The following is a 21811-nucleotide window of genomic DNA, read 5'->3' on the forward strand; positions in this document are numbered from 1 at the left end:
GCACCGGTGCGGCCCACATCGCCGGTCCGCCTCACTCCGCGGGCGTCCAATTACCGTGGAAACCCATCGGCACCCGCTGCGGCAAGTGCACGGTGGCCACCTGCTCACAGGTTGCGGCGTCCAGGATCAGTAATTGGCCCTCGTCAGCGCCGCGATGGTGGCCCATTCCGATCAGAATGCCGTCATCCTCGTCGCGACCGCCGGGGCGCGGCACGAACGACATCTCGCCGAGCACCAGCTCAGGGTCGAGCGGCGCGGTGATGCTCGAGCCGGTGGCGTAGTCCTGTTTGTAGAGCGTGGTCGACATCTCCGACTGGCCGCCGCCGACGAACCCGCCGTCGATCCCGACGGTGTAGCCGAAGCGGTGTTTGGCGCCCAGCAGCGCCTCGTTGATCCGGGGAAACTCCTGCGGGCGGTCGTCGCGGGCCTCGGTGCTCACCGCGCCGGTGTCCAGGTTGATCGTCCACCGGTGCAGGACGGGCGGGGCGTCACCGGGCCCGCGCCGGTCGGCGTCGAAGACCTTCGCGTAGCGCACCACGTCGAGCACCAACAGTTCCTGGCCGGTCGCCGAGACGTCGGAGTAGGCGTTGAGCGGGTGGAAGACGTAACACGGTTCGATGTCGAACCAGCGCACCGTCGGCTCCCCCTCGCGCGGCATCACCCCGATGCGCGCGGGATAGCCGGGGTTCCACCCGTACGGCAGCCCGGCCGGGGGCCGGCTGTCGCGGTTGACCATCGCGGTGAGGGGGCTCGGCATCCGGACCTTGCCCACCAGGCTGTTCAGCACCAAACGAGCCGGCGCGCTGAGCCAGCGGGGCAGGTTCATCGGCAACACCTGGATCGGGTCGAAGGTGACCGGCAGGTCGTAGACCACCACGTACTTCTCGGTCAGCGAGAAGTCGTGCATCATCGGCGCACCGGTCACCTCGATGTCGACGGTGCGACGAGCCCGCCCGGTGTTGTCGATCACGGAGTACTGGACGCGGTTGCCCCGGGCGAACGAGTACGACACGGCGTGCAGTTCGCCGGTGGCCGGATCGCGGTGCGGGTGCGCGGTGTAGCCGCCCGTCAGCGTGCCGTCAAAGTCGCAGGTGCCCACCGTGTCGAGCTCGTCGGTGAGTTCGTAGTTGGCGACGCCGCCTTCCACCAGCGCCAGTGTCTTGCCGGCATGGCCGAGCACGTTGGTGTTGGGCCCGACGGACTGCATCCCGGCCCGGACGTCGATCCGCGCCGGCAACGGTTCGCCCAGCGCGGCGCAGACCGCCGGGGTGCGCACCCAGCGGTTGCGGTACCAGTGGGCCCGGCCGTCGCCCAGCGCCACGCCGTGCACCATCGGGTCGCCGGTGAACCAGTGGTAGGTGGTCGGATCGACCTCGGCGACGGGATTGGGTCCGTTGCGCAGGTAGCGGCCGTCGAGGTAGTCGGGGATCTGCCCGGTGACCCGCAGGTCGGTGGCGGTGATTTCGGCGTCCACCGGCGCCAGAAAGCCTTCCAGGTACGGGTTCGCCGCGGGCACCGCCTCGCCGGTGGACTTGATGACCATGAACACTCCTATAACAATGTTATTTCAACGTTATAGCTACCGTACGTCAGCTGTGCGACGATGACAACCGTGACTTCGCAGCCCGATCACAGCGTGCGCGACGACCTGCTGAACGCCGCGCTGGGACTGCTCGACGAGCACGGGCCCGACGCGCTGCAGACCCGCAAGATCGCGGCCGCGGCAAGCACATCGACGATGGCGGTCTACACCCACTTCGGCGGCATGGCCCAACTGATCGCGGCGATCGCCGAGGAGGGGCTGCGCCGGTTCGACGCGGCGCTGAGTCTCCCGGAGACCGACGATCCAGTGGCGGACCTGCTGGCCACCGGCATCGCTTACCGGGAATTCGCGATCGGCCGCCCGCACCTCTACCGACTGATGTTCGGCAGCACCAGCGCACACGGCATCAACGCGCCGACGCAGAACATGCTGACGTTGGGCCTGGCCGAGATCGACGTCCACTTCCCCAGCTTCGCCCACCTGGTGCGCGGCGTACACCGTTCTATGCAGGCCGGCCGGATCGCGCTGGGCTCGAACGACGCAGACGCCGACGGCTCGGATGCTCACGTGGTGGCGATTGCGGCGCAGTTCTGGACGATGATGCACGGCTTCGTGATGCTGGAGCTGGCCGGGTTCTTCGGCGGGACGGGCGCGTCGGTGGCCGCGGCGGGACCGGTACTGCGGCCGATGGCCACCGGCCTGCTGGTCGCCCTCGGCGACACCCCCGAGCGGGTGGCGCAGTCACTGGCTGCGGTGACCGCCCGGCCCTGAACAGCCGAAACCCCCGGACCTCGCGGGTTCCGGGGGTTTGGGCTGTAGTACGAACTACTTGACGGTGACGGTGGCGCCGGCAGCCTCGAGCTTGGTCTTGGCCTCCTCGGCAGCCTCCTTGGCGACCTTCTCCAGCAGCGGCTTGGGAGCACCGTCGACCAGGTCCTTGGCCTCCTTGAGGCCCAGGCCGGACACGATCTCCCGGACCACCTTGATGACGCCGATCTTCTTGTCGCCGGCGGCCTCCAGGATGACGTCGAACTCGGACTGCTCCTCGGCGGCCTCGGCGGCAGCCGGGGCAGCGCCACCGGCAGCGGCGACGGCGACCGGAGCAGCAGCGGTGACCTCGAAGGTCTCCTCGAACTGCTTCACGAACTCCGACAGCTCCAGCAGGGTCATCTCTTTGAAGACGTCGAGCAGCTCTTCGGTGGACATTTTGGCCATGATTTCGGTCCTTTCTGATTCCGGTTAAGGAAGTCGGGGTTGGGGTTATGCCGGGTTATTCGGCAGCCTCGGCCGGAGCCTCGGCGGTGTCGGCGGAAGCCTCGGCGTCGGCCGGGGCCTCGGTCGCTGCGGGAGCCTCGGCAACCGGCGCCTCGGCGGCAGCGGGAGCGTCGGCCGGTTTCTTCTCCTGCAGCGCAGCGGCCAGGCGGGCCAGCTGCGAGGCCGGAGCGGCGAACAGGCCGGCCGCCTTGGACAGGTTGCCCTTCATGGCACCCGCCAGCTTGGCCAGCAGCACCTCGCGCGACTCCAGGTCGGCGATGCGCTCCACCTCGGCCACGGTCAGCGCGTGGCCGTCCATGTAGCCGCCCTTGATGACCAACGCCTTGTGGTCCTTGGCGAACTTCTTGATGGCCTTGGCGGCGTCGACCGGCTCGCCCCGGACGAACGCGATCGCCGTCGGGCCGACGAACAGCTCGTCGAGGCCCTCGATACCGGCCTCGGATGCAGCGCGCTTGACCAGTGTGTTCTTGGCCACCGTGTAGGTGGCCGAGCCGCCGAGGGAACGCCGCAGCTCCGCCAGGTTCGCAACGGTCAGACCGCGGTACTCGGTGATCACGGTGGCGGTCGAGTCGTTGAACTGCTCGACGATGTCCGCGACGGCGGCGGTCTTGTCAGCCCGCGCCATGCATACCTCCTCGGGGTCGCTGTAAGTGTCCGTGCGATCCGCCTCGGAAACCGCCCCGGAAACGACGAACGCCCCGGCGCAGGAAGCGGTCGGGGCGTCACAACTACGTGCCGGCGGGGCCGGTGCCTCGTCCTCCTGCGTGGGCCGCCGGGATGTTCCCGGACCTTCAACCGATTGCTCGGTGACCGACGGTCTTCGGTGGATCGGCACACACCATAGCGCGACCGGTGGCGATCAGCCAAAACGGCCCTCGCCGGTTACGTGCCCGCGACGACCACCACGACGAGCGCTGCCCCCAGCAGCGCCACCCGCACCCAGTGCAGCCGGTCCCAGCGCGCCGCCAGCGGGCGCGGCACCTCACCGGCGGCGATGCGGTTGTTGATCGGCACCAGCATCGTCACCGACAGCAGCGCGACGACCGCCATCAGGCCCGCCCCGGCACCGATCAGCCAACGCTGCGGGCCGGCGCCGAGGGCAGCGGCGATCACCAGCAGCGCCAGCGTGCCCAGGTACCAGAACGGCATCACCCGCCCCAGCAACCGAGCACTCGCGCTGCGAGCGGCCCGAAACGCCTCCTCGGGCAGGCGCCCGACGATCGGGTTGAAGAACGCCGCCACCGCGAACTCCGAGCCGGCCAGGGCACCTACCACCGCTACCGCAACGATTCCGATCATCATCGCATCGACTATGGGCGGTATGCTGACAAAAAACAAGGTACTGACAAATTAGTCACTATAGGAGCCGCTGGTGGCGGTATCGAAGAAAGAAATCGGCGAGTGCCCGATCGACGCCGCGCTGTCGGTCATCGACGGCCGCTGGAAGGGCACCATCCTGTGGCGACTGGCCGACGGGCCGATGCGCACCGCGGAATTGCGGCGCAGCATTCCGGGCATCACCGAGCGGATGCTCATCCGCCACCTGCACGAACTGGTGGACGACGGCATCATCGACCGCCACGACGCCGGCACGGTGCCGCCGTGTGTGCATTATTCGATCTCCGCCTACGGCGCGACGCTGGCCCCGGTGCTGCAGGCGCTCTGCGACTGGGGACGCAGGCACCTGGCTCGTTGATGCTGCACCCAGGGCGCACCGCACTCGCAGTTCGTCGCCCTAGGCTCAGCATCAACGCGGAGTAGCCAGCATCAACGCAGGGTGGCCAGCGCCGCCGCGCCCACCAGCCCGGCGTCGCCACCAAGTTCGGCGGGCACCACTCGCAGCCCGGTCAGAAAGTCCAGCCGGGCGTGCTCGGCCAGCGCGGCCCGCAGCGGATCGAACAGCAGCGCACCGGATTTCGCGACGCCGCCGCCGATCACCACCAGATTCAGATCGCACACGGCGGCCACCGAGGCGATCATCGCCGCCAGCGCATCGGCGCCGCGCCGGAATGCGCGCAGCGCCACCGGGTCACCGGCCTCGGCAGCGGCACCGAGCGCTTTGGCATCAGCGTCGGGACCCATCGGGCTCCACCCGTTGGTCAGCGCCCAGCGCACCATCGACGGCCCGGAGGAGATGGTCTCCACACAGCCGCGCCCGCCACACCGGCACGGTTGGCCGCCGGGGTCGACGACGACGTGCCCGACGTGCCCGGCGTTGCCGGTGCGGCCGTGAAACGGTGCGCCGTCGAGCACCAGACCGCCACCCACCCCGGTGGAGACCACCATGCCGAGCATCGACCGGGTGCCGCGCCCGGCGCCGTGCCGGTGTTCGCCCAGCGCCATGCAGACGCCGTCGCCGCCCAACACCACCGGTACTCCCGGCACCGCTTCGGCCACCCGGTCACGCAGGCCGAACCCCCGCCAACCGGGAATGTTGATCGGGCTGACCGTGCCGGCGTTGACGTCCACCGGTCCGGCCGAGCCGATCCCGACCGCGCCCACCCGCCCGCCGGCCTTCGCCAGGACGTCGTCGAGCAGCTCGGCCACCACCGCCCACACCACCTCGGCGTCCTGGTCGCCGCGGGTGGGCCGAACCGCGGTGTAGGTCAGGGCTCCGTCGGCGTCGACCAGGCCGGCGGCGATCTTGGTGCCGCCGACGTCGAGTGCCAGCACGGCGGCCATCAGTCGAGCCCGCTCGTGCCGGGCGCCAGCACCACCAGCCGCACCGCCGGTGAGTACACCAGCGCGCCCGCCCCGCCGACCCGTACCAGCGCCCACCACGTCCCGGGCGGTGCCCATACCGGCGGGCGCAGCGTGAACTCGACGTCAACGCTGCCGCGAGCCGGGACCACCGCACCCACCGCAGCCGGCCCCGACCATTCCCAGGTGCCCCACGGGCTGATCAGATGCGCCTCCACCGGCAGATCGGCGTGCGCGTCGGTGCCGACGGTGACACGCAGTCGCGCGGATTGCCCGGCGCTGACCTCGACCGCGCCGGGCCCGTCGATGGACAGCAGCCGGTCGGCGCCGGGATCGCCGACGCGCACCACCGCGATGTCCTCCACCGGCTGGCGCCAGGACGGCGGTACGTCACCGGTGAGGTCGAGGCGGGCGCGGATCGGGTAGAGCCCGGGCGGGGCGTCGGCCGGCACCGTCAGCCCTATCGGGACGCCGGTATACCCCCCGGCATCCACCTGCACCGGATGCCCGGCCCGCGCTGCCTTCCAGCCCGCCGGACACGCCAGCGTCACCGCACCGGCCAGTTCCGCATCGATGCTGTCGCTGGCCACGGTGAGGTCCAGGCTCAACTGCGCACCCGGGTCGGCGTCGAGCCGGTGTGGATGCAGCGCCGGGGTCACCGGCATGCCGCCCAGCGGCGCCGGCCCGCGGTTGTGCAGCCAGTAGCGGGCGTACAGCGGCTGGGCGGTCTCGGCCTCGGGCGCCAACGGGCCGGCGGCACCCAGGCGTTCGACGTCGAGCCGGGCGGTGACGGTGGCGATCTCGTAGCCGTGCAACCGCTGCGGGTCCGGGTGCTCGCGGGCCTGCTCCAGCAGGTCGGCGCGACCCAGCACGCTCACCGTCCCGACATCGCTGCGCAGTGTCACGGCGGCATCGGCGCCGCGCGTCTCCACCAGCCGCAGCGTGATGGTCCTGGGGTCGACGGGTTGTGCGCTGGCCCGTGCGGTCGGGTTGCCGGCGGCTTTGAGCGCGCCCAGGCCGACCGCGCCGGCGGAGTCGATGCGCAATAGCGAGCCTGTCGCCGGCAGCGCCCCGGAGCCCTCGGTCACCGGGACGGCCAGCAGCGGGTCGGCGAACTCCGCGCTGCGCGCCGGGATGCCGGCTTGGCGCCAGTCGCCGTCACCGGCCACCAGGGCGTAGTCGAAGGTGTGCGTCCAGTGCATCAGCTGGAAGGCGCTGCCGTCGGGTGCGGTCCGTCGCGGCTGGTCTTCCCAGGCCGCCGACGGCCAGCTGGTGCAGGATCGCAGCAGTGCGGTGTGCAGCGTGCCGGCGGTGTCGACGGCGAAGCTGGGCACGCCGCGGTTGATCAGCGCGACGGTGCGCGCCTCGAACGGCTCCAGGTCAGCGCGGGCGCTCTGTTCGACGCTGATCTCGTTGTCGGCCAGTTCCTCGGTGACCCGGGCGATCTCCGAGGCCAGTGCGGCCTCGTCACCGGCGGCGATCACCAGTACCGGCAGGGCACGCGGACCGGTCAGGTCGGCTCCGGGCACCCAGACCTCCGCGAGCGGTTTGGCCGCGGGCACCCAGACCCGGGCCCGGCCGTGCCGCTGCAGCTGGCGGTCCAGGTCGGCGGCGTAGGCCGGATCGGCGGCATCCAGCACCGTCCGGGTGAAGGCGTTGCAGTCCGGCCCACCGAGGCTGATCCGGATGTCGGGCAGGTTGGAGTCGACGTCGAGGTCGCCGTAGCGGGACCCGGCCGCCGAGCAGCTGGCGGTGACACCGGCGCGCACCAGCGCCACCAGCAGCTCCCGCGGTGCCGCACGGTCGTCCGGAGTGACGATCTCGGCCACCGAGACCGCCCTGCTGCCGTCACCAACACGGATGCGGACCGTCGCCGACAGCCCGAACCAGCGGTTGGCCGGGGTGTCGAGGGTCCGCGGGAACTGCGCGGTGTCCACCGAGCGTCCGGTGGGCTCGTGCAACAGCGCGAAGCCGCGGCCGATCACGGCGTCGGCCACCTCGGCGACCGGCATCGCACCGGGAACCGGGCACGGCCAGCGCAACCGCAGCAGGTGATCGGCGCCGGTGAACTCGTCGATGGTGGTGGAGCATTCCACCCGGTCCACGCCGTGCCACAGCGTCAGGGTCTGGGTGTAGGCCAGCACATCCCGGATCCGCCCCGAGACGACCAGCCGCTCCCCCAGCGGGCCGCGGTAGGCCTGCACGGTGACGGCGGTGGCCACCGCCGAGGTGAACAGGTTGCCGCTGGGCACCAGATGCCACGGCCCCTCACCGGATTGCGGGTGTTTGGGGTATTCGTCGTAGACGGCCAGCTGGTTGCCCAGCCCGCCTTCGATGATCATTTCGCGCCCGTCGCAGCGCCACGAGGTGATGCCGCCGCCGCGGCCGGGGTCGGCGGTCAGCCGGTGGTGCTCGTTGGAGATCCGGGTGCCGGGCATCGGGGCCCAGCCCTGCGGGCCCGCGTCGGGGATCAGCCGGTAGGCCTGCCAGCCCAGCGACGGCACGTCGCGAGCCAGCCAGCTCACGGATCGGCCGCCGTGCTCGACGTGGGCGGGCAGTTCGGTGCCGTCGGAATCGAATACCCGCACACCGGCCGCCGGCGGCGGGTCCAGGCGCACGGTGACCACGTCGGTGCGGTCGGCAGCCACCGGGTTCCACACCACCGTGGTCTGGCCGGCCCCGGAACCGGCGTCGACCAAGCCCGATAGCATCGCCAGCGCGGCGTCGCGGGCATCGGCACCCAACTGCCAGGCGTCGCGCCAGCCGGTCAGCAGATCCAGGTACACCTGGTCGGCCTCCGACCCGGTGATCGCGTCGTGGTGGGCGCCGTAACACAGCTGCGCCCACGCCTTGGCCAGCGCCGCCTCCGGGTAGCCGGCCCCGGTCAGTGCCGAGGCGAACACCCCGAAGGTTTCGGCGGACAGCAGCGCCCGCTCGGCCGCCCGGTTGGCCTGCTTGGTGTCGATGTAGGAGACGTGGCAGCCGGTGTAGATCGGGTTCATGTCGCGGGTCTGCGGGGATGGGCTCTCGCCGCGCTCGGCCAGTTCGGCGCTTACCGCGGCGAAGAATTCGCGCGGCAGCCCGCAGACGAACTTCGGCCAGGTGTAGCGGGCGTTCCAGTCCCGGTGGATCTGCACCACCCAGCGGTTGGGCGGGGTGAAGTCGGTCCCCACCGGCAGCAGCACGTTGCGGGTGGCGGCAACCTTCTTCATCTCGAGGAACAGCTGGTACACCTCGTCCTCGGCGTCGGCCAGCGTCTCCCGAGCGTCCATCCACCAGCCCGCGGCGTAATGGGCGGGCATGTAGTGGGTCAGCAGGCCGCGTCCGGACGGTGAGATCCATTCGAACTCGGAGGCGAACTGCATCCGGCTCGGATCCCCGCCGCCAGCCATCGGCCCCCACTGGTGAAACGGCCCGCGCGCCCACGCACTGGAGGTCAGCCCGGTGTCGGCGACCATCCCGGGGAACTGCGGGTCGTGGCCGAACACGTCGAGCTGCCAGGCCGTAGCGGGATCGGCTCCCATGATGTCGCGCTGAAAACCCATCCCGGCCACCAGGTTCCGGATCGTCGTCTCGGCGTCGGTGAGGTTGGTCGAGGGCTCGTTGTAGGTGCCGCCCATCACCTCGACACGGCCCTGGGCCAGCAGCCGGCGCAGTTCGGCGCGGTCGGCCGGGTGGGTGTCCCAGTACGGCTTGAGGTAGTCGACCTCGGCCATGACGAACTTGTACTCGGGGTGCTCGCTTGCCCAGTCCAGGTGGTCGCGCACCAGGTTGATGCCGTTGGTCTGGCGGCACGCGCCCAGCGGATGCTCGGTCCACGCGCTGGTGTAGTTGGCCTGGGTGTTCCACCACACCGGGTCGTAGTGGAAGTGCCCGACCATGAACATCGTCCAGCCCGGCTCGGCCACGGTGAAGGTGAAACCGGTGCCGTTGGCCCGCGCGGCGCGCTGCCGGCCCGGCACCGGGTCTGCGACGGTCACCGGCACCTCGACGACGCCGCTGCCCGGCTCGGCGACGGCTTCCCCTACTAGGCCGTCACCGTCCACCCGCACCGGTGTCGGCGCGGTGGCACCGGTGTACTCGACCCGGACCAGCTGCACGGGGGCGTCGACCGGCCCGACGAACTTCTCGGTCGATTCGACGTCGAGGATCCGCATTCCCCAAACGTACGGATGCGCTGCCCACCGAGCGGAGTCTTTCGGCGACCGCTTGTTCTGGAGTGCACGCGTGGGAATTGTCCGACCCGGCTGGCAGGCTCGGATCATGCCCGTTTCACGTGACCTGTTGGCCGACCAGCTCGACTGGCACTGGCAGAACCAGCTGCGCCCGCGGCTGGACGGCCTCACCGATGACGAGTACCTGTGGGAGGCGGTGACCGGCTGCTGGTCCGTTCGCCGCGACGGCATCGACTTTGCGTTGCCGCCGCCCGAGCCGGCGCCGTTCACCACCATCGCCTGGCGGATGGCGCACGTCATCGTCGGCGTGTTCGCCATGCGCAACCATCACCACTTCGGCGGGCCGCCGGCCGATTACCAGAGCTGGCCTTATGCCCTCGATGCCGCCACCGCGCTGCGCCAGCTCGACGACGCCTACGCGGGCTGGCTCGCCGGGGTACGTGGCCTCGATGAGTCCGCGTTGGACCGGCCCATCGGCGCCGCGGAGGGGCCGTGGGCCGACCGCACCATGGCGGAGCTGGTCTTGCACATCAACCGCGAAGTCATCCATCACGGCGCCGAAATCGCGTGCCTGCGCGACCTGTACGCGCACCGACTCGATCGAAAGGACTAGACCATGCCCGGGCTTGCACCACCGGTGACCGACGAACGCGACGCCCTGCGCCAATTCGTGGCCTATCACCAAAGCGCCTACTTCGCGGTGGCCTACGGCCTCACCGATGAGCAGGCCCGTGCCACCCCGACCGCCAGTTCCCTGTCGATCGGCGCGTTGATCAAGCACGCCACCGGGATGCAACGCAGCTGGATGTCCCGCGTCGCCGCCGCGCCGGCCGCACCGGCCGCGGACAGCCGACCGGGCGAGCAGAGGGCCCGCGAATACCAGGACCAGTACGTACTGCGCCAGGACGAAAGCCTGGCCGGGGCACTGGAGGCGTTCGCGGCGCAAAACGCCGAGACGCTGCGCCTGTTGGAGTCCGCCGACCTCGACGCCGCGGTGCCGGTGCCGCGCGACGCACCGTGGTTCCCCGCCGACGTCGACGCGTGGACGGTGCGCTGGGTGTTCCACCACGTGATCAACGAGCTGGCGCGGCACGCCGGGCACGCCGACATCATCCGGGAAAGCATCGACGATGCCACCATGTACGAACTGATCGCCGGGTTCGAGGGCTGGGAACCGACCGCATGGCTGACCCCCTGGCGACCAGGCGCCACGGCGTAGCACGGTGCGCTGGCGGAGAACTTCCGCCGGTGATTTGGCAGACTGCAGCAATGAGTTCGACCCCACCCCGCCAGGTGGCCCGGCTGGACCGGGTGCCACTGCCGGTCGAGGCCGCCCGCATCGGCGCCACCGGGTGGCAGCTCACCCGCGCCGCCACCCGGGTCTTCACCCGGCTGCTCGAGCCGGGCCCCATCCAGCAGAAGGTGATCCGGGAACTGCCGCAGACCTTCGCCGACCTGGGACCCACCTACGTCAAGTTCGGCCAGATCATCGCCTCGAGCCCCGGGGCGTTCGGCGAGCCGCTGTCGCGCGAATTCCGCGGCCTGCTGGACTCGGTTCCCCCGGCCGACCCGGCAGCGGTGCACAAGCTGCTTGTCGAAGAACTGGGCGCCGAACCGCAGCAGCTGTTCGCGAAGTTCGACGAGACCCCGATCGCGTCGGCGTCCATCGCCCAGGTCCACTTCGCCACACTGCACAGCGGCGAGGACGTCGTCGTCAAGATCCAGCGCCCGGGCATCCGCCGCCGGGTGGCCGCCGACCTGCAGATCCTCAAACGGTTCGCGCAACTCGTCGAGCTGGCCAAGCTGGGCCGCCGACTGTCGGCGCAGGACGTCGTCGCCGACTTCTCCGACAACCTCGCCGAGGAGCTGGACTTCCGCATCGAGGCGCAGTCCATGCAGACCTGGGTGTCGCACCTGCACGCCTCACCGCTGGGCCGCAACATCAAGGTGCCCGACGTGCACTGGGACTTCACCAGCGAGCGGGTGCTCACCATGGAGCGGGTCTCCGGCGTGCGCATCGACGACGCCCCGGCCATCCGCAAGGCCGGCTTCGACGGCGTGGAGTTGGTCAAGGCGCTGCTGTTCTCCACCTTCGAGGGCGGGCTGCGACACGGCCTGTTCCACGGTGACCTGCACGCCGGCAACCTGCTCGTCGACGACCAGGGGCGCGTGGTATTCCTGGACTTCGGGATCATGGGCCGCATCGACCCGCGCACCCGGTGGCTGCTGCGCGAACTGGTGTATGCGCTGCTGGTCAAAAAGGACCACGCCGCGGCCGGCAAGATCGTGGTGCTGATGGGCGCGGTCGGCACGATGAAGCCCGAGGCGCAGGCCGCCAAGGATCTGGAGGCGTTCTCCACCCCGTTGACCATGAAGACCCTCGGCGACCTGTCTTACGCCGAGATCGGCCGGCAACTCGGCGCGCTGGCCGACGCCTACGACGTCAAGCTGCCACGCGAGCTGGTGTTGATCGGCAAGCAGTTCCTCTATGTGGAGCGCTACATGAAGCTGCTGGCGCCGCGCTGGCAGATGATGTCCGATCCACAACTGACCGGCTACTTCGCCAACTTCATGGTCGACGTCAGCCGTGAACACAACGAAGCACCGGAGGTGTAGCCGTGGAGGTGCGCAGCGGCACCGCTCGCTCCGGCGAACTGGAGATCTTCTACGAGGACATGGGCAGCCCGGACGACCCGCCGGTGCTGCTGGTGATGGGCCTGGGGGCGCAGCTGCTGCTGTGGCGCACCGGCTTCTGCGAGAAGCTGGTAGCCCAGGGGCTGCGGGTGATCCGCTACGACAACCGGGATGTGGGTCTTTCCAGCAAGTTGGGCCGCAAGCATGCCCGCGGCGCACTGGTGCCCCGGATGGCGCGATTCTGGCTGGGCAAGCCCGGCTCAGCGGTCTACACCCTGGAGGACATGGCCGACGACGCCGCCGCGCTGCTGGATCACCTGGGCATCGACAGGGCTCACGTGGTCGGCGCCTCGATGGGCGGAATGATCGCCCAGGTGTTCGCGGCCCGGTTCGCCGAGCGGACCCGGTCGCTGGGCGTGATCTTCTCCAGCAACAACCGCCGGTTCCTGCCCCCGCCGGCGCCGCGCGCGTTGCTGGCGCTGCTGTCCGGGCCACCGCCGGACTCGCCGCGGGAGGTGATCATCGACAACGCGGTGCGGGCCAGCCGGATCATCGGCAGCCCCGGCTACCCGACCCCGGAGGAGCAGTTGCGGGCCAATGTCATCGAGGCCTACGAACGCAGCTACTACCCGTGGGGCATCGCCCGCCAGTTCGGCGCCATTCTGGCCAGCGGGAGCCTGGCCGCCTACAACCAACTGATCACCGCGCCGACGGTGGTCATCCACGGCCTGGCCGACAAGTTGATGCGGCCATCGGGCGGGCGGGCGATCGCCGATGCCATCGACCGGGCCCGGCTGGTGCTGTTCGAAGGCATGGGACATGACCTTCCCGAGGAGCTGTGGGATCCGGTGATCACCGAGTTGACCACCACGTTTGCCGCCGGCCACTAGCTAATTGTTGTCCGGCTAACACCAGACGGTACGATGTCGGGGCCTCCTCCTATCCCCCAGAAGATCGTGAGTAAACCGAACCATGCCGAAATTGGAACCCAAGTACGAAGAACTGCAGTCGATCTACGACATCTCCAATGAGTTCTTCGAGTTGTTCCTGGGCCCGACCATGGGCTACACCTGCGGGTACTACGAACGTGCCGACACCACCCGCGACGAGGCCCAGATCGCCAAGTTCGACCTGGCGTTGGGCAAACTGGATCTGCGTCCGGGCATGACATTGCTCGACGTCGGCTGCGGCTGGGGGGGCGGCATGCAGCGGGCGTTGGAGAAGTTCGACGTCAACGTCATCGGGCTCACGCTGTCGGAGGAGCAGCGCGAGTACGCCATCAAGAAACTGTCGCAGGCGGAGACCAACCGCGACTTCGAGGTGCGGCTGCAGGGGTGGGAGGAGTTCACCGACAAGGTGGACCGGATCGTGTCGATCGGCTCATTCGAGCACTACGGCCGCAAGCGCTGGCCGGACTTCTTCGAGATCACCTACAACGCGCTGCCCGACGGCGGCCGGATGCTGCTGCACACCATCACCGCCATCAGCGGCCAGGACGAAGCGCAGCGCAAGGGCATCCCGCTGACCATGGACCTGGCCAAGTTCACCTTGTTCATCATGAAGGAGATCTTCCCGGGCGGTCAGCTGCCGTCGGCGGAGATGCCGCGGCTCTACGCCGCCGAGGCCGGGTTCCGTTGCACCCGCGACGACGAGATCGGGCCCAACTACGCGCCGACCCTTCGCGACTGGGCCGAGGCGTTGGCCGCCCGCAAGGAAGAGGCCTTGGCCCTGCAGGGCCAGGAGGTCTACGACCGCTACGAAAAGTACCTCAACGGCTGCATCAAGCTGTTCCGCGAGGGCTACAACAGCGTCCACCAGTACACGCTGGAGAAATAGCGGGGGATCCGCCTGCCGTGGGGGCTACGGCTTGGCTACATTTCACGTCAACCGATTCACCCTCAACCCGCTAAGCTGCAACAGTTGACCGGCACGGACCAGACGGCAACCGCCAGGTCCGGTCACGACGGGTTACATCAGGAAGGCAACCAGTCACAAATGGTGGACAAACAGATGGTGGACAAGGCCAAACGCGCCGCGGGGATGCGTCCGAAGTTCGAGAACATCCAGGCCCACTACGACCTGTCCGACGACTTCTTCGCGCTATTCCAGGACCCGAGCCGGACCTACAGCTGCGCGTACTTCGAGCCGCCGGGCATCTCGTTGGAGGAGGCGCAGGTCGCCAAGGTCGACCTGAACCTGGACAAGCTGAACCTGCGGCCCGGGATGACGCTGCTCGACATCGGCTGCGGCTGGGGCGGGACCATGAAGCGCGCCGTCGAGAAGTACGACGTCAACGTGATCGGGCTGACGCTGAGCAAAAACCAGCACGTCTACTCCCAGCGCCTGCTCGACGAGATCGACACCGAGCGTTCCCGCCGGGTGCTGCTGCAGGGCTGGGAGGAGTTCAACGAGCCGGTGGATCGGATCGTCTCGATCGAGGCGTTCGAGCATTTCGGCTTCGAGAACTATGACGACTTCTTCAAGAATTGTTTCGAGATCATGCCGGCCGACGGCCGGATGGCCATCCAGAGCAGTGTCAGCTTCCATCCGTATGACCTCAACGCGCGCGGCAAGAAGCTGACGTTCGAGACGGCCCGGTTCATCAAGTTCATCCTCACCGAGATCTTCCCGGGCGGGCGGCTGCCCACCACCGACATGATGGTGGAGCACGGCGAGAAGGCCGGTTTCACTGTGCCCGAAGCGCTTTCACTCCGGTCGCACTACATCAAGACCCTGCGGATCTGGGGTGACGCGCTGGAGGCGCACCACGACGAAGCGGTCGCGATCCAGTCCGAAGAGGTCTACCAGCGCTACATGAAGTATCTGCGTGGCTGCGAGTACTACTTCACCGACGAGGCCCTGGACGTCAGCCTGGTCAGCTACGTCAAGCAAGCGGCCTGAGCCAGATCACGTAGAAAAGCCCCCGTCACGCGCAAGCGGGCGGGGGCTTTTCCAGTGCGTGCCTACTCAGCCGTGAAGTTGCGGGTGACGGCCGGGTCCACCGGAATGCCGGGGCCGGTCGTCGTCGAGATCACGATCTTCTTGAGGTAACGGCCCTTCGACGACGACGGCTTGAGCCGCAGCACCTCATCGAGGGCGGCGCCGTAGTTCTCCGCCAGCTTGGACTCGTCAAACGAGGCCTTGCCGATGACGAAGTGCAGGTTGGCCTGCTTGTCCACCCGGAAGTTGATCTTGCCGCCCTTGATGTCGGAGACGGCCTTGGCGACGTCGGGGGTGACGGTGCCGGTCTTGGGGTTGGGCATCAGGCCGCGCGGGCCCAGCACGCGGGCGATGCGACCGACCTTGGCCATCTGGTCGGGGGTGGCGATCGCGGCGTCGAAGTCGAGGAAACCACCCTGGATCTTCTCGATCAGGTCGTCGCTACCGACCACGTCGGCGCCGGCGGCGGTGGCCTGCTCGGCCTTCTCGCCGACCGCGAACACCGCGACCCGGGCGGTCTTACCGGTGCCGTGCGGCAGGTTCACGGTGCCGCGGACCATCTGGTCGGCCTTACGCGGGTCCACGCCGAGCCGGATGGCCACCTCGACGGTGGCGTCCTGCTTGGTCGACGACGTCTCCTTGGCCAGCTTGGCGGCCTGCAACGGGGTGTAGAGGTTGTCGCGGTCCACCTTCTCGGCGGCGGCGCGGTAGACCTTGCTGTTCTTGCTCATCGGTTATCCAATCTCGTGGTTGGTTGTGGTTTGCGGGCCGAAGCTGGCCCTCCCACGTACTTGTTTCTCGCCGAATGCTCCCTCGCATTCCCTCGCTGGGGCTCGTTCCTCGCCCCGCTCGGTCGTGCTCGGTCGATTCGTCGAGGGGTACTACTCGACGGTGATGCCCATGGAGCGGGCGGTGCCGGCGATGATCTTGGCTCCGGCCTCGACGTCGTTGGCGTTGAGGTCGGCCTTCTTGGTCTCGGCGATCTCGCGGACCTGGTCCCAGCTCACCTTGGCGACCTTCGTTTTGTGCGGCTCGGCCGAACCCTTGGCGATGCCGGCAGCCTTGAGCAGCAACCGGGCGGCCGGCGGGGTCTTGAGCGCGAAGGTGAAGCTGCGGTCCTCGTAGACGGTGATCTCCACCGGGACGACGTTGCCGCGCTGGTTCTCCGTGGCGGCGTTGTACGCCTTGCAGAACTCCATGATGTTGACGCCGTGCTGACCGAGCGCGGGTCCCACCGGCGGCGCGGGATTGGCCTGGCCGGCTTCGATCTGCAGCTTGATCAGACCGACGACCTTCTTCTTCGGGGCCATGAGTGTTGGTGTTCCTTTCGCTACTACTTAGATCTTGGAGACCTGGTTGAAGGTCAGTTCCACAGGTGTCTCGCGACCGAAGATGGACACCAGCACCTTGAGCTTCTGCTGCTCGGCGTTGACCTCGGAAATCGAGGCGGGCAGCGTCGCGAACGGGCCGTCCATGACGGTGACCGACTCGCCGACCTCGTAGTCGACCTCGATGACCGGCCGCTCCAGACCGCCGTCGTGCGTGGTCGCCGTGGCCGCCGCGGCGCCGCGCCCCTGCTTCTTGGCCGCGCCCTGCGGCAGCAGGAACTTGACCACGTCGTCCAGCGGCAGCGAGGTCGGGCGCGACGTGGCGCCGACGAACCCGGTGACACCCGGGGTGTTGCGCACCGCCGACCAGGAGTCGTCGGTCAGGTCCATCCGTACCAGGATGTAGCCCGGCAGCACCTTGCGGTTGACCTGCTTGCGCTGGCCGTTCTTGATCTCGGTGACCTCTTCGGTGGGCACCTCCACCTGGAAGATGTAGTCGCCGACGTCGAGGTTCTGCACGCGGGTCTCGAGGTTGGCCTTCACCTTGTTCTCGTAGCCGGCGTAGGAGTGGATGACGTACCAGTCGCCCGGCTTGGTGCGCAGCTCCGCCTTCAGGGCCGCCGCGGGGTCGAGCTCCTCCGCCGGCTCGGCTTCGGCCGGCTCGGCTTCGGCCGGCTCGGCGCCCTCCGCGGTCTCAGCGGCGTCAGCAGCCGCAACGGTCTCTTCAGCCGGGGCCTCGGCAGGCGCCTCGGTCGTCTCCGCCACGTCGACCGGCTCGCCCGCGGGCGTATCGCCGTCGAAGGTAGTCACGGTTGTCAGTCCTTCCCTAATTACTTCACTCGCCGAACACCAGCAGGATCAGCTTGGCGAATCCGTAGTCCGCCCCGGCGACCAGAGCCACCATGAAGACCAGGAACGCCAGCACCACCGCGGTGTAGGTGACCATCTGCTTGCGGTTCGGCCAGATCACCTTGCGAAGCTCGCCGACGACCTGCTTGAGATAGTTCAAAACGAAAACGAACGGATTGCGCGACGGCCCGTCCGCCTTCTTCTTGGCCTTCTTGGCCTTCTTGACGCCGGTGTCGTCCGTGCCCAGCTCCGTCGCCGTCGACTCCGGCTCGGCGGCGTCGCCATCGGCGGCCCCACGGCGCCGGGAGCGCTTACCGGTGGGCCGCAGCGGCACGCCGACCTGCATGCTCGCCACGGCCGTGCGACCGCGGCCGGTGGAGTCGGCCTCGCTGTCGCCGCCGGCTGCGGCGTCGGGACGGTCGAGCTCGTCGGTCACCGCATGCTCCTTCGTTCTTCTCGCTTACGTATTGCCGTACCGTGCCCGGCAGTGTCCAGTGTCCACTGTCCACCATGGCACGTCAGCAGGGGCGACAGGACTTGAACCTGCAACCTGCGGTTTTGGAGACCGCTGCTCTGCCAGTTGAGCTACGCCCCTTCGCGGTTGGCAGGCCAACCTGCGCGTTCCGAGCTTCACCTGTGCACCGTGTCCGGCCCACACAATTCGCGCGCTCCCCGTTCGCTCACGGAAAGCGCGCTAGTGCTGGGAAAACCCCGAGATTCGAGTGTACCTCGCCGCCCGGGTCAGTTACTAATCAGGCTGTTCGGCGAGGCTCACCGGAGTCGGCCCGAAGGGACGGCGGAGGTGAGCCGAAGCCGGGACAGCCGCAACTAATCAGGCCGTTCGGACGACCTGACCGGATTCGGCGTCCCACTTCAGGCTGACCGAATCGTCGCCCTCATGGCCCATCATCGTGGTGAACGCCTCCAACACGACGTCGCCGTCGGGGTCGGTCAAGATGTTGCGGGTGGTGACGATGTCAGCGCCGAAGCGTTCGTTGACCGACGCGATCTCCATCCGGGCGTAGAGGACGTCGCCGGCCTTGATCGGCCGGTGGAAGGTGAACCCCTGGTCGACCTGCACCATCTGCATGGTGGTGTAGCCGGTGTCGACGTTGCGGAAGAAGTCCGACTGCACCAGCTTGGCCAGGATCGCCACATAGGTCAGCGGCGCCAGCAGCGCGTCGTAGCCCAGTTCGGCCGCCGCCTTCTCGTCGTAGCAGGCGGGGTCCTCGGCCTTGATCGCGTTGGCGAACTCGCGGATCTTCTCGCGGCCCACCACGAACGGCTCGGGGTAGCGCCAGATCAGCCCTCGGATGTCGGTTTTAATCGCCATCGTTTTCCCCTAGGCGAGCTTCGCCGAGGCGACCGCCCGTCCGAAGATCTTCTTGTCCGCGTTGGTGCTGGCAGTGGCGGTCAGCGCGACCGTCACCGACTTCGTTTCGGGGTCGACCGACTTCACCCGGCCGCTGAAGGTGATCTCGGCGCCCTTGCCGTCGTTGGGCACCGGCACCACGGAGGTGAAGCGGACGTTGTACTCGGTCACCGCGCCCGGGTCACCCACCCAGGCGGTGACGTAGCCGCCGCCGAGACCCATGGTCAGCATGCCGTGGGCGATCGCGGTGTCCAGGCCGACCTGCTGGGCGATCTCGTCGTCCCAGTGGATCGGGTTCAGGTCGCCGGATACGCCGGCGTAGTTCACCAGGTCCTGCCGGGTGAGCGGGATGACCCGTTCCGGCAGCTGATCGCCGACCTTGACCGAACTGAACTCACGCAACGCCATCGGTGAAACCCTTTTCTCCCTCGCCGGCGCGGCCCGCCAGCGTCGTGTATGTCTCCTGCACGGTCTCACCGGCAGCGTTGGTGACCACCTGCCTGGTCATGATGATGTCGGTGCCGTGTGCGCGGCGAACCGATTCGACCGAGACGTCGCAGTAGAGCCGATCGCCTTCCTTGATCGGCTGGTGAAACTCCAGCTTCTGGTCGACCTGGACGATCTGGGCGTCATCGACGGCGACACCGACGTGCTCGAAGAACGACGAGATCGCCTTGTGCCCGAACACCGAGATGTAGGTCAGCGGGGCTACCAGGCCCTCGTAGCCGAGGCCCGCGGCCGCCCGCAGGTCGAAACTGGCCGGGTCCACGGCCTTGACCGCGCGAGCGTATTCACGGATCTTCTCCCGCTCCACCTCGTAGTGGTCGGGGTAGCGGTAGTGCGCCCCGGCGAGGCGCTCGGCCAACGACACGGTTCGCGCTACCTAGCGTGATTCGCGGTGAGACTGGTGCTTGCCGCAGTTGGGGCAGAACTTCTTCAGCTCCAGCCGGTCGGGGTCGTTGCGGCGGTTCTTCTTGGTGATGTAGTTGCGGTGCTTGCACACCTCACAGGCCAAGGTGATCTTCGGCCGCACATCGGTGCTGGAGGCCACGTCAGCTGCCCTCTTTCGTCTGTTGTTGCGCTGGTTGTCGTTGTAGCGATGGCCGGACTTGAACCGGCGACCTAACGATTATGAGTCGTTCGCTCTAACCAACTGAGCTACATCGCCGCGGGTAATACACCTGCCAGCAGGCCCGGCGTCCACCGAGCCCCCTAACGGAATCGAACCGTTGACCTTTTCCTTACCATGGAAACGCTCTGCCGACTGAGCTAAGGGGGCCTCGCCCACGGCGGCGTTGCGGCGCCGTAAGCCTGTAGAAGGTTACAACCTCGGCCATGAGGTCACCAAACCGCAGTGGCCGGTAGCCCCTGCGCCCGGCTCCGCCGCAGTTGCAATCGACTGCTTTAGGGTGGAGGGCGTGCCCGAATCCGACAGGCTGTATTTCCGCCAGTTGCTCTCCGGACGCGATTTCGCGGTCGGGGACCCGATGGCCGCCCAGATGCGCAATTTCGCGTACCTGATCGGTGACCGGCAGACCGGCGACGCCGTGGTAGTCGACCCGGCCTACGCCGCCGGCGACCTGCTCGACACGGTGGAGACCGACGACATGCGGCTGTCGGGGGTGCTGGTGACCCATCACCATCCCGATCACGTGGGCGGCTCGATGATGGGCTTCGAACTGAAGGGCCTCGCCGAGCTGCTGGAGCGGGTCAGCGTCCCGGTTCACGTGAACACCCATGAGGCCCAGTGGGTTTCGCGGATCACCGGGATTGCGATGGCGGACCTGACCTCGCATGAACACGGCGACAAGGTCAGTGTCGGCGACATCGAGATCGAGCTGCTGCACACCCCCGGGCACACCCCGGGCAGTCAGTGTTTCCTGCTCGGGTCCGGTCGAGAAGGCCGGCTGGTCGCCGGGGACACGTTGTTCCTGGACGGCTGCGGGCGCACCGATTTCCCGGGCGGGGACTCCGATGAGATGTATCGCAGCCTGCAGCAGCTGGCCGCCCTGCCCGGCGACCCGACGGTGTTTCCCGGCCATTGGTATTCCGCTGACCCGAGCGCCGCACTCTCGGAGGTGAAGCGATCCAACTACGTGTTTCGCGCCGACAGCCTGGACCGGTGGCGCATGCTGATGGGCGGATGAGGGGATAGCCGATGGGATCAGTAGAGGATCGCTGGTACGACATCACGCATGCGGGGCCGGAGGCGTGGCTGGCGTTTGCCGCGTGGCTGGCGATCGGGATCACCGTGCTGGCGCTGATCTACCTGAACCGACAGCTGCAGCGCAACCGGCGGGCGGCCGCCGAGCAGACCCGCCCGCACGTGGCGATGTTCATGGAGCCGCACGCCGCGGACTGGCACGTCATCGAGCTGGTGGTGCGCAACTTCGGCAAGACCGCCGCCTACGACATCGGGTTCTCGTTCGTCCAGCCGCCCACGGTGGCGCGCTACGAGACGGCCTCGGACGGCTACGCCGACGTGGTGGCCTTGCAGTTGCCCGAGGAGCTGACGGTGCTGGCGCCCAACCAGGAGTGGCGCACGGTGTGGGACTCGGCGATCGACCGGGCTGAACTCGGCGAGGGCATCGAGTCGCGGTTCACCGGGACGGTCAGCTACTACGACACCCCCGAGGAGCCCAAAGGCTGGTTCGGGCGCGGCAAGCGCACCCGCTACGAGAACAAGGTGACGCTCGACTGGGGTGACCTGCCCCCGGTGCGGCGGGTCGAGTTGATGACGACGCACGACCTGGCCAAGCGGGAGAAGCAGAAGCTGGAGCTGCTGCGCAGCCTGCTCAGCTACTTCCACTACGCGTCCAAGGAGACCCGCCCGGACGTGTTCCGCGCCGAGATCGAGCGGATCAACGGGGCGGCCCGCGAGATCCAGGACCGGCTGCGGGGCCGCGAGCAGCTGGATGGCGCCGGCAACACCGACATCACGGTGCGACTCGGTGACGCCAGCGCGGAGCTGGGCAAGCACCGCCACTGAGGCGGC

General features: G+C 68.4%; 24 protein-coding genes and 3 tRNA genes. 10 read left to right on the forward strand and 17 right to left on the reverse strand.

From position 1 onward, the window contains the following. Nucleotides 1–31: 31 nt before the first annotated feature. Nucleotides 32–1543 (reverse strand): carotenoid oxygenase family protein, encoded by a 1512-nt coding sequence (locus tag ACAG20_RS13495; RefSeq protein WP_370492872.1) that lies wholly within the window; start codon nucleotides 1541–1543, stop codon nucleotides 32–34. Between the two features lie 60 nt (nucleotides 1544–1603). Between ACAG20_RS13495 and ACAG20_RS13500 the strand changes: the two genes are divergently transcribed. Further along, the gene (locus ACAG20_RS13500; RefSeq protein WP_370492873.1) at nucleotides 1604–2314 is read left to right on the forward strand and encodes a TetR/AcrR family transcriptional regulator; all 711 of its coding nucleotides are present in this window, start codon (nucleotides 1604–1606) and stop codon (nucleotides 2312–2314) included. A 54-nt stretch (nucleotides 2315–2368) separates the two neighbouring features. Here ACAG20_RS13500 and rplL read toward each other — a convergent pair whose 3' ends face one another. The 3 genes from rplL to ACAG20_RS13515 all read right to left on the reverse strand — a co-directional run bounded on the left by rplL (nucleotide 2369) and on the right by ACAG20_RS13515 (nucleotide 4120). Continuing rightward, nucleotides 2369–2758: a 50S ribosomal protein L7/L12 gene (gene rplL / locus ACAG20_RS13505; RefSeq protein WP_085084645.1), complete on the reverse strand. Its 390-nt coding sequence runs from the start codon at nucleotides 2756–2758 to the stop codon at nucleotides 2369–2371. Nucleotides 2759–2813: 55 nt separating this feature from the next. Continuing rightward, nucleotides 2814–3443 carry a 50S ribosomal protein L10 gene (rplJ, locus tag ACAG20_RS13510; protein WP_112684491.1) on the reverse strand — a complete coding sequence of 210 codons (630 nt, stop codon included), beginning with the start codon at nucleotides 3441–3443 and terminating at the stop codon, nucleotides 2814–2816. Between the two features lie 257 nt (nucleotides 3444–3700). Beyond that, the gene (locus ACAG20_RS13515; protein ID WP_370492874.1) at nucleotides 3701–4120 is read right to left on the reverse strand and encodes an anthrone oxygenase family protein; all 420 of its coding nucleotides are present in this window, start codon (nucleotides 4118–4120) and stop codon (nucleotides 3701–3703) included. Nucleotides 4121–4190: 70 nt separating this feature from the next. Here ACAG20_RS13515 and ACAG20_RS13520 point away from each other — a divergent pair, with 70 nt between their 5' ends. Continuing rightward, nucleotides 4191–4514, forward strand: a complete 324-nt coding sequence (locus ACAG20_RS13520; RefSeq protein ID WP_112684489.1) for a helix-turn-helix domain-containing protein — start codon at nucleotides 4191–4193, stop codon at nucleotides 4512–4514. A 71-nt stretch (nucleotides 4515–4585) separates the two neighbouring features. On the opposite strand, the gene ACAG20_RS13525 is transcribed toward ACAG20_RS13520, so the two are convergent. Both ACAG20_RS13525 and ACAG20_RS13530 read right to left on the reverse strand, forming a co-directional pair. After that, complete coding sequence (locus ACAG20_RS13525; protein WP_370492875.1) at nucleotides 4586–5500, reverse strand: ROK family protein; 915 nt, start codon at nucleotides 5498–5500, stop codon at nucleotides 4586–4588. Then, nucleotides 5500–9675 carry an NEW3 domain-containing protein gene (locus ACAG20_RS13530; protein WP_370492876.1) on the reverse strand — a complete coding sequence of 1392 codons (4176 nt, stop codon included), beginning with the start codon at nucleotides 9673–9675 and terminating at the stop codon, nucleotides 5500–5502. Before ACAG20_RS13530 ends, ACAG20_RS13525 begins: the two co-directional genes overlap by 1 nt. Before the next feature lie 106 nt (nucleotides 9676–9781). On the opposite strand from ACAG20_RS13530, the gene ACAG20_RS13535 reads away from it, so the two are divergent. From ACAG20_RS13535 to ACAG20_RS13560, 6 genes are all read left to right on the forward strand, one after another. Continuing rightward, on the forward strand, nucleotides 9782–10306 hold the full coding sequence (locus tag ACAG20_RS13535) for a DinB family protein (RefSeq protein WP_085258890.1): 525 nt from the start codon (nucleotides 9782–9784) through the stop codon (nucleotides 10304–10306). Nucleotides 10307–10309: 3 nt separating this feature from the next. After that, nucleotides 10310–10912, forward strand: coding sequence for a DinB family protein (locus tag ACAG20_RS13540; protein WP_370492877.1), 603 nt, complete (start codon nucleotides 10310–10312; stop codon nucleotides 10910–10912). Between the two features lie 50 nt (nucleotides 10913–10962). Continuing rightward, entirely contained in the window at nucleotides 10963–12309 is a 1347-nt protein-coding gene (locus ACAG20_RS13545; protein ID WP_370492878.1) for an ABC1 kinase family protein, read from the forward strand. Nucleotides 12310–12311: 2 nt separating this feature from the next. Continuing rightward, a complete protein-coding gene (locus tag ACAG20_RS13550; protein ID WP_370492879.1) occupies nucleotides 12312–13217 on the forward strand; it encodes an alpha/beta fold hydrolase in 906 nt (301 codons plus the stop codon). Nucleotides 13218–13299: 82 nt separating this feature from the next. Beyond that, complete coding sequence (locus ACAG20_RS13555) at nucleotides 13300–14163, forward strand: cyclopropane mycolic acid synthase family methyltransferase (RefSeq protein WP_370492880.1); 864 nt, start codon at nucleotides 13300–13302, stop codon at nucleotides 14161–14163. A gap of 174 nt (nucleotides 14164–14337) precedes the next feature. Continuing rightward, a complete protein-coding gene (locus ACAG20_RS13560; protein WP_370492965.1) occupies nucleotides 14338–15228 on the forward strand; it encodes a cyclopropane mycolic acid synthase family methyltransferase in 891 nt (296 codons plus the stop codon). A gap of 62 nt (nucleotides 15229–15290) precedes the next feature. On the opposite strand, the gene rplA is transcribed toward ACAG20_RS13560, so the two are convergent. The 11 genes from rplA to ACAG20_RS13615 all read right to left on the reverse strand — a co-directional run bounded on the left by rplA (nucleotide 15291) and on the right by ACAG20_RS13615 (nucleotide 20095). Beyond that, complete coding sequence (gene rplA, locus ACAG20_RS13565) at nucleotides 15291–15998, reverse strand: 50S ribosomal protein L1 (RefSeq protein ID WP_112684482.1); 708 nt, start codon at nucleotides 15996–15998, stop codon at nucleotides 15291–15293. A gap of 150 nt (nucleotides 15999–16148) precedes the next feature. Next, nucleotides 16149–16577, reverse strand: a complete 429-nt coding sequence (gene rplK, locus ACAG20_RS13570; protein ID WP_112684481.1) for a 50S ribosomal protein L11 — start codon at nucleotides 16575–16577, stop codon at nucleotides 16149–16151. A gap of 27 nt (nucleotides 16578–16604) precedes the next feature. Further along, the gene (nusG, locus tag ACAG20_RS13575; RefSeq protein ID WP_112684480.1) at nucleotides 16605–17405 is read right to left on the reverse strand and encodes a transcription termination/antitermination protein NusG; all 801 of its coding nucleotides are present in this window, start codon (nucleotides 17403–17405) and stop codon (nucleotides 16605–16607) included. Nucleotides 17406–17430: 25 nt separating this feature from the next. After that, nucleotides 17431–17880: a preprotein translocase subunit SecE gene (gene secE / locus ACAG20_RS13580; RefSeq protein WP_112684479.1), complete on the reverse strand. Its 450-nt coding sequence runs from the start codon at nucleotides 17878–17880 to the stop codon at nucleotides 17431–17433. Between the two features lie 86 nt (nucleotides 17881–17966). Then, nucleotides 17967–18039: transfer RNA gene (locus ACAG20_RS13585), tRNA-Trp, on the reverse strand. 237 nt (nucleotides 18040–18276) lie between these two features. Next, the gene (hadC, locus tag ACAG20_RS13590; protein ID WP_112684478.1) at nucleotides 18277–18777 is read right to left on the reverse strand and encodes a (3R)-hydroxyacyl-ACP dehydratase subunit HadC; all 501 of its coding nucleotides are present in this window, start codon (nucleotides 18775–18777) and stop codon (nucleotides 18277–18279) included. Between the two features lie 9 nt (nucleotides 18778–18786). Further along, nucleotides 18787–19224, reverse strand: a complete 438-nt coding sequence (gene hadB / locus ACAG20_RS13595) for a (3R)-hydroxyacyl-ACP dehydratase subunit HadB (protein ID WP_013827601.1) — start codon at nucleotides 19222–19224, stop codon at nucleotides 18787–18789. Then, nucleotides 19211–19687 (reverse strand): (3R)-hydroxyacyl-ACP dehydratase subunit HadA, encoded by a 477-nt coding sequence (gene hadA / locus ACAG20_RS13600; protein WP_112684477.1) that lies wholly within the window; start codon nucleotides 19685–19687, stop codon nucleotides 19211–19213. The genes hadB and hadA overlap by 14 nt, the downstream gene beginning before the upstream one ends. Nucleotides 19688–19699: 12 nt before the next feature. Beyond that, complete coding sequence (gene rpmG, locus ACAG20_RS13605) at nucleotides 19700–19867, reverse strand: 50S ribosomal protein L33 (RefSeq protein ID WP_013827599.1); 168 nt, start codon at nucleotides 19865–19867, stop codon at nucleotides 19700–19702. Between the two features lie 43 nt (nucleotides 19868–19910). Continuing rightward, nucleotides 19911–19984, reverse strand: a tRNA-Met gene (locus ACAG20_RS13610). A gap of 38 nt (nucleotides 19985–20022) precedes the next feature. Beyond that, nucleotides 20023–20095 (reverse strand) — tRNA-Thr (locus ACAG20_RS13615). A 139-nt stretch (nucleotides 20096–20234) separates the two neighbouring features. Between ACAG20_RS13615 and ACAG20_RS13620 the strand changes: the two genes are divergently transcribed. Both ACAG20_RS13620 and ACAG20_RS13625 read left to right on the forward strand, forming a co-directional pair. Then, nucleotides 20235–20963 (forward strand): MBL fold metallo-hydrolase, encoded by a 729-nt coding sequence (locus ACAG20_RS13620; protein WP_370492881.1) that lies wholly within the window; start codon nucleotides 20235–20237, stop codon nucleotides 20961–20963. A gap of 11 nt (nucleotides 20964–20974) precedes the next feature. Continuing rightward, on the forward strand, nucleotides 20975–21805 hold the full coding sequence (locus ACAG20_RS13625) for a hypothetical protein (RefSeq protein ID WP_370492882.1): 831 nt from the start codon (nucleotides 20975–20977) through the stop codon (nucleotides 21803–21805). Nucleotides 21806–21811: the final 6 nt, after the last annotated feature.

The sequence above is a fragment of the Mycobacterium sp. pW045 genome, from assembly GCF_041287085.1.
GTDB lineage: Bacteria > Actinomycetota > Actinomycetes > Mycobacteriales > Mycobacteriaceae > Mycobacterium > Mycobacterium algericum_A.

Coding starts and splice junctions, on each gene's coding strand:
- ACAG20_RS13495 (WP_370492872.1), bottom strand. CDS start 1,543: ATGGTCATCAAGTCCACCGGCGAGGCGGTGCCCGCGGCGAACCCGTAC.
- ACAG20_RS13500 (WP_370492873.1), top strand. CDS start 1,604: ATGACAACCGTGACTTCGCAGCCCGATCACAGCGTGCGCGACGACCTG.
- rplL (WP_085084645.1), bottom strand. CDS start 2,758: ATGGCCAAAATGTCCACCGAAGAGCTGCTCGACGTCTTCAAAGAGATG.
- rplJ (WP_112684491.1), bottom strand. CDS start 3,443: ATGGCGCGGGCTGACAAGACCGCCGCCGTCGCGGACATCGTCGAGCAG.
- ACAG20_RS13515 (WP_370492874.1), bottom strand. CDS start 4,120: ATGATGATCGGAATCGTTGCGGTAGCGGTGGTAGGTGCCCTGGCCGGC.
- ACAG20_RS13525 (WP_370492875.1), bottom strand. CDS start 5,500: ATGGCCGCCGTGCTGGCACTCGACGTCGGCGGCACCAAGATCGCCGCC.
- ACAG20_RS13530 (WP_370492876.1), bottom strand. CDS start 9,675: ATGCGGATCCTCGACGTCGAATCGACCGAGAAGTTCGTCGGGCCGGTC.
- ACAG20_RS13535 (WP_085258890.1), top strand. CDS start 9,782: ATGCCCGTTTCACGTGACCTGTTGGCCGACCAGCTCGACTGGCACTGG.
- ACAG20_RS13540 (WP_370492877.1), top strand. CDS start 10,310: ATGCCCGGGCTTGCACCACCGGTGACCGACGAACGCGACGCCCTGCGC.
- ACAG20_RS13545 (WP_370492878.1), top strand. CDS start 10,963: ATGAGTTCGACCCCACCCCGCCAGGTGGCCCGGCTGGACCGGGTGCCA.
- ACAG20_RS13555 (WP_370492880.1), top strand. CDS start 13,300: ATGCCGAAATTGGAACCCAAGTACGAAGAACTGCAGTCGATCTACGAC.
- ACAG20_RS13560 (WP_370492965.1), top strand. CDS start 14,338: ATGGTGGACAAGGCCAAACGCGCCGCGGGGATGCGTCCGAAGTTCGAG.
- rplA (WP_112684482.1), bottom strand. CDS start 15,998: ATGAGCAAGAACAGCAAGGTCTACCGCGCCGCCGCCGAGAAGGTGGAC.
- rplK (WP_112684481.1), bottom strand. CDS start 16,577: ATGGCCCCGAAGAAGAAGGTCGTCGGTCTGATCAAGCTGCAGATCGAA.
- hadC (WP_112684478.1), bottom strand. CDS start 18,777: ATGGCGATTAAAACCGACATCCGAGGGCTGATCTGGCGCTACCCCGAG.
- hadB (WP_013827601.1), bottom strand. CDS start 19,224: ATGGCGTTGCGTGAGTTCAGTTCGGTCAAGGTCGGCGATCAGCTGCCG.
- ACAG20_RS13625 (WP_370492882.1), top strand. CDS start 20,975: ATGGGATCAGTAGAGGATCGCTGGTACGACATCACGCATGCGGGGCCG.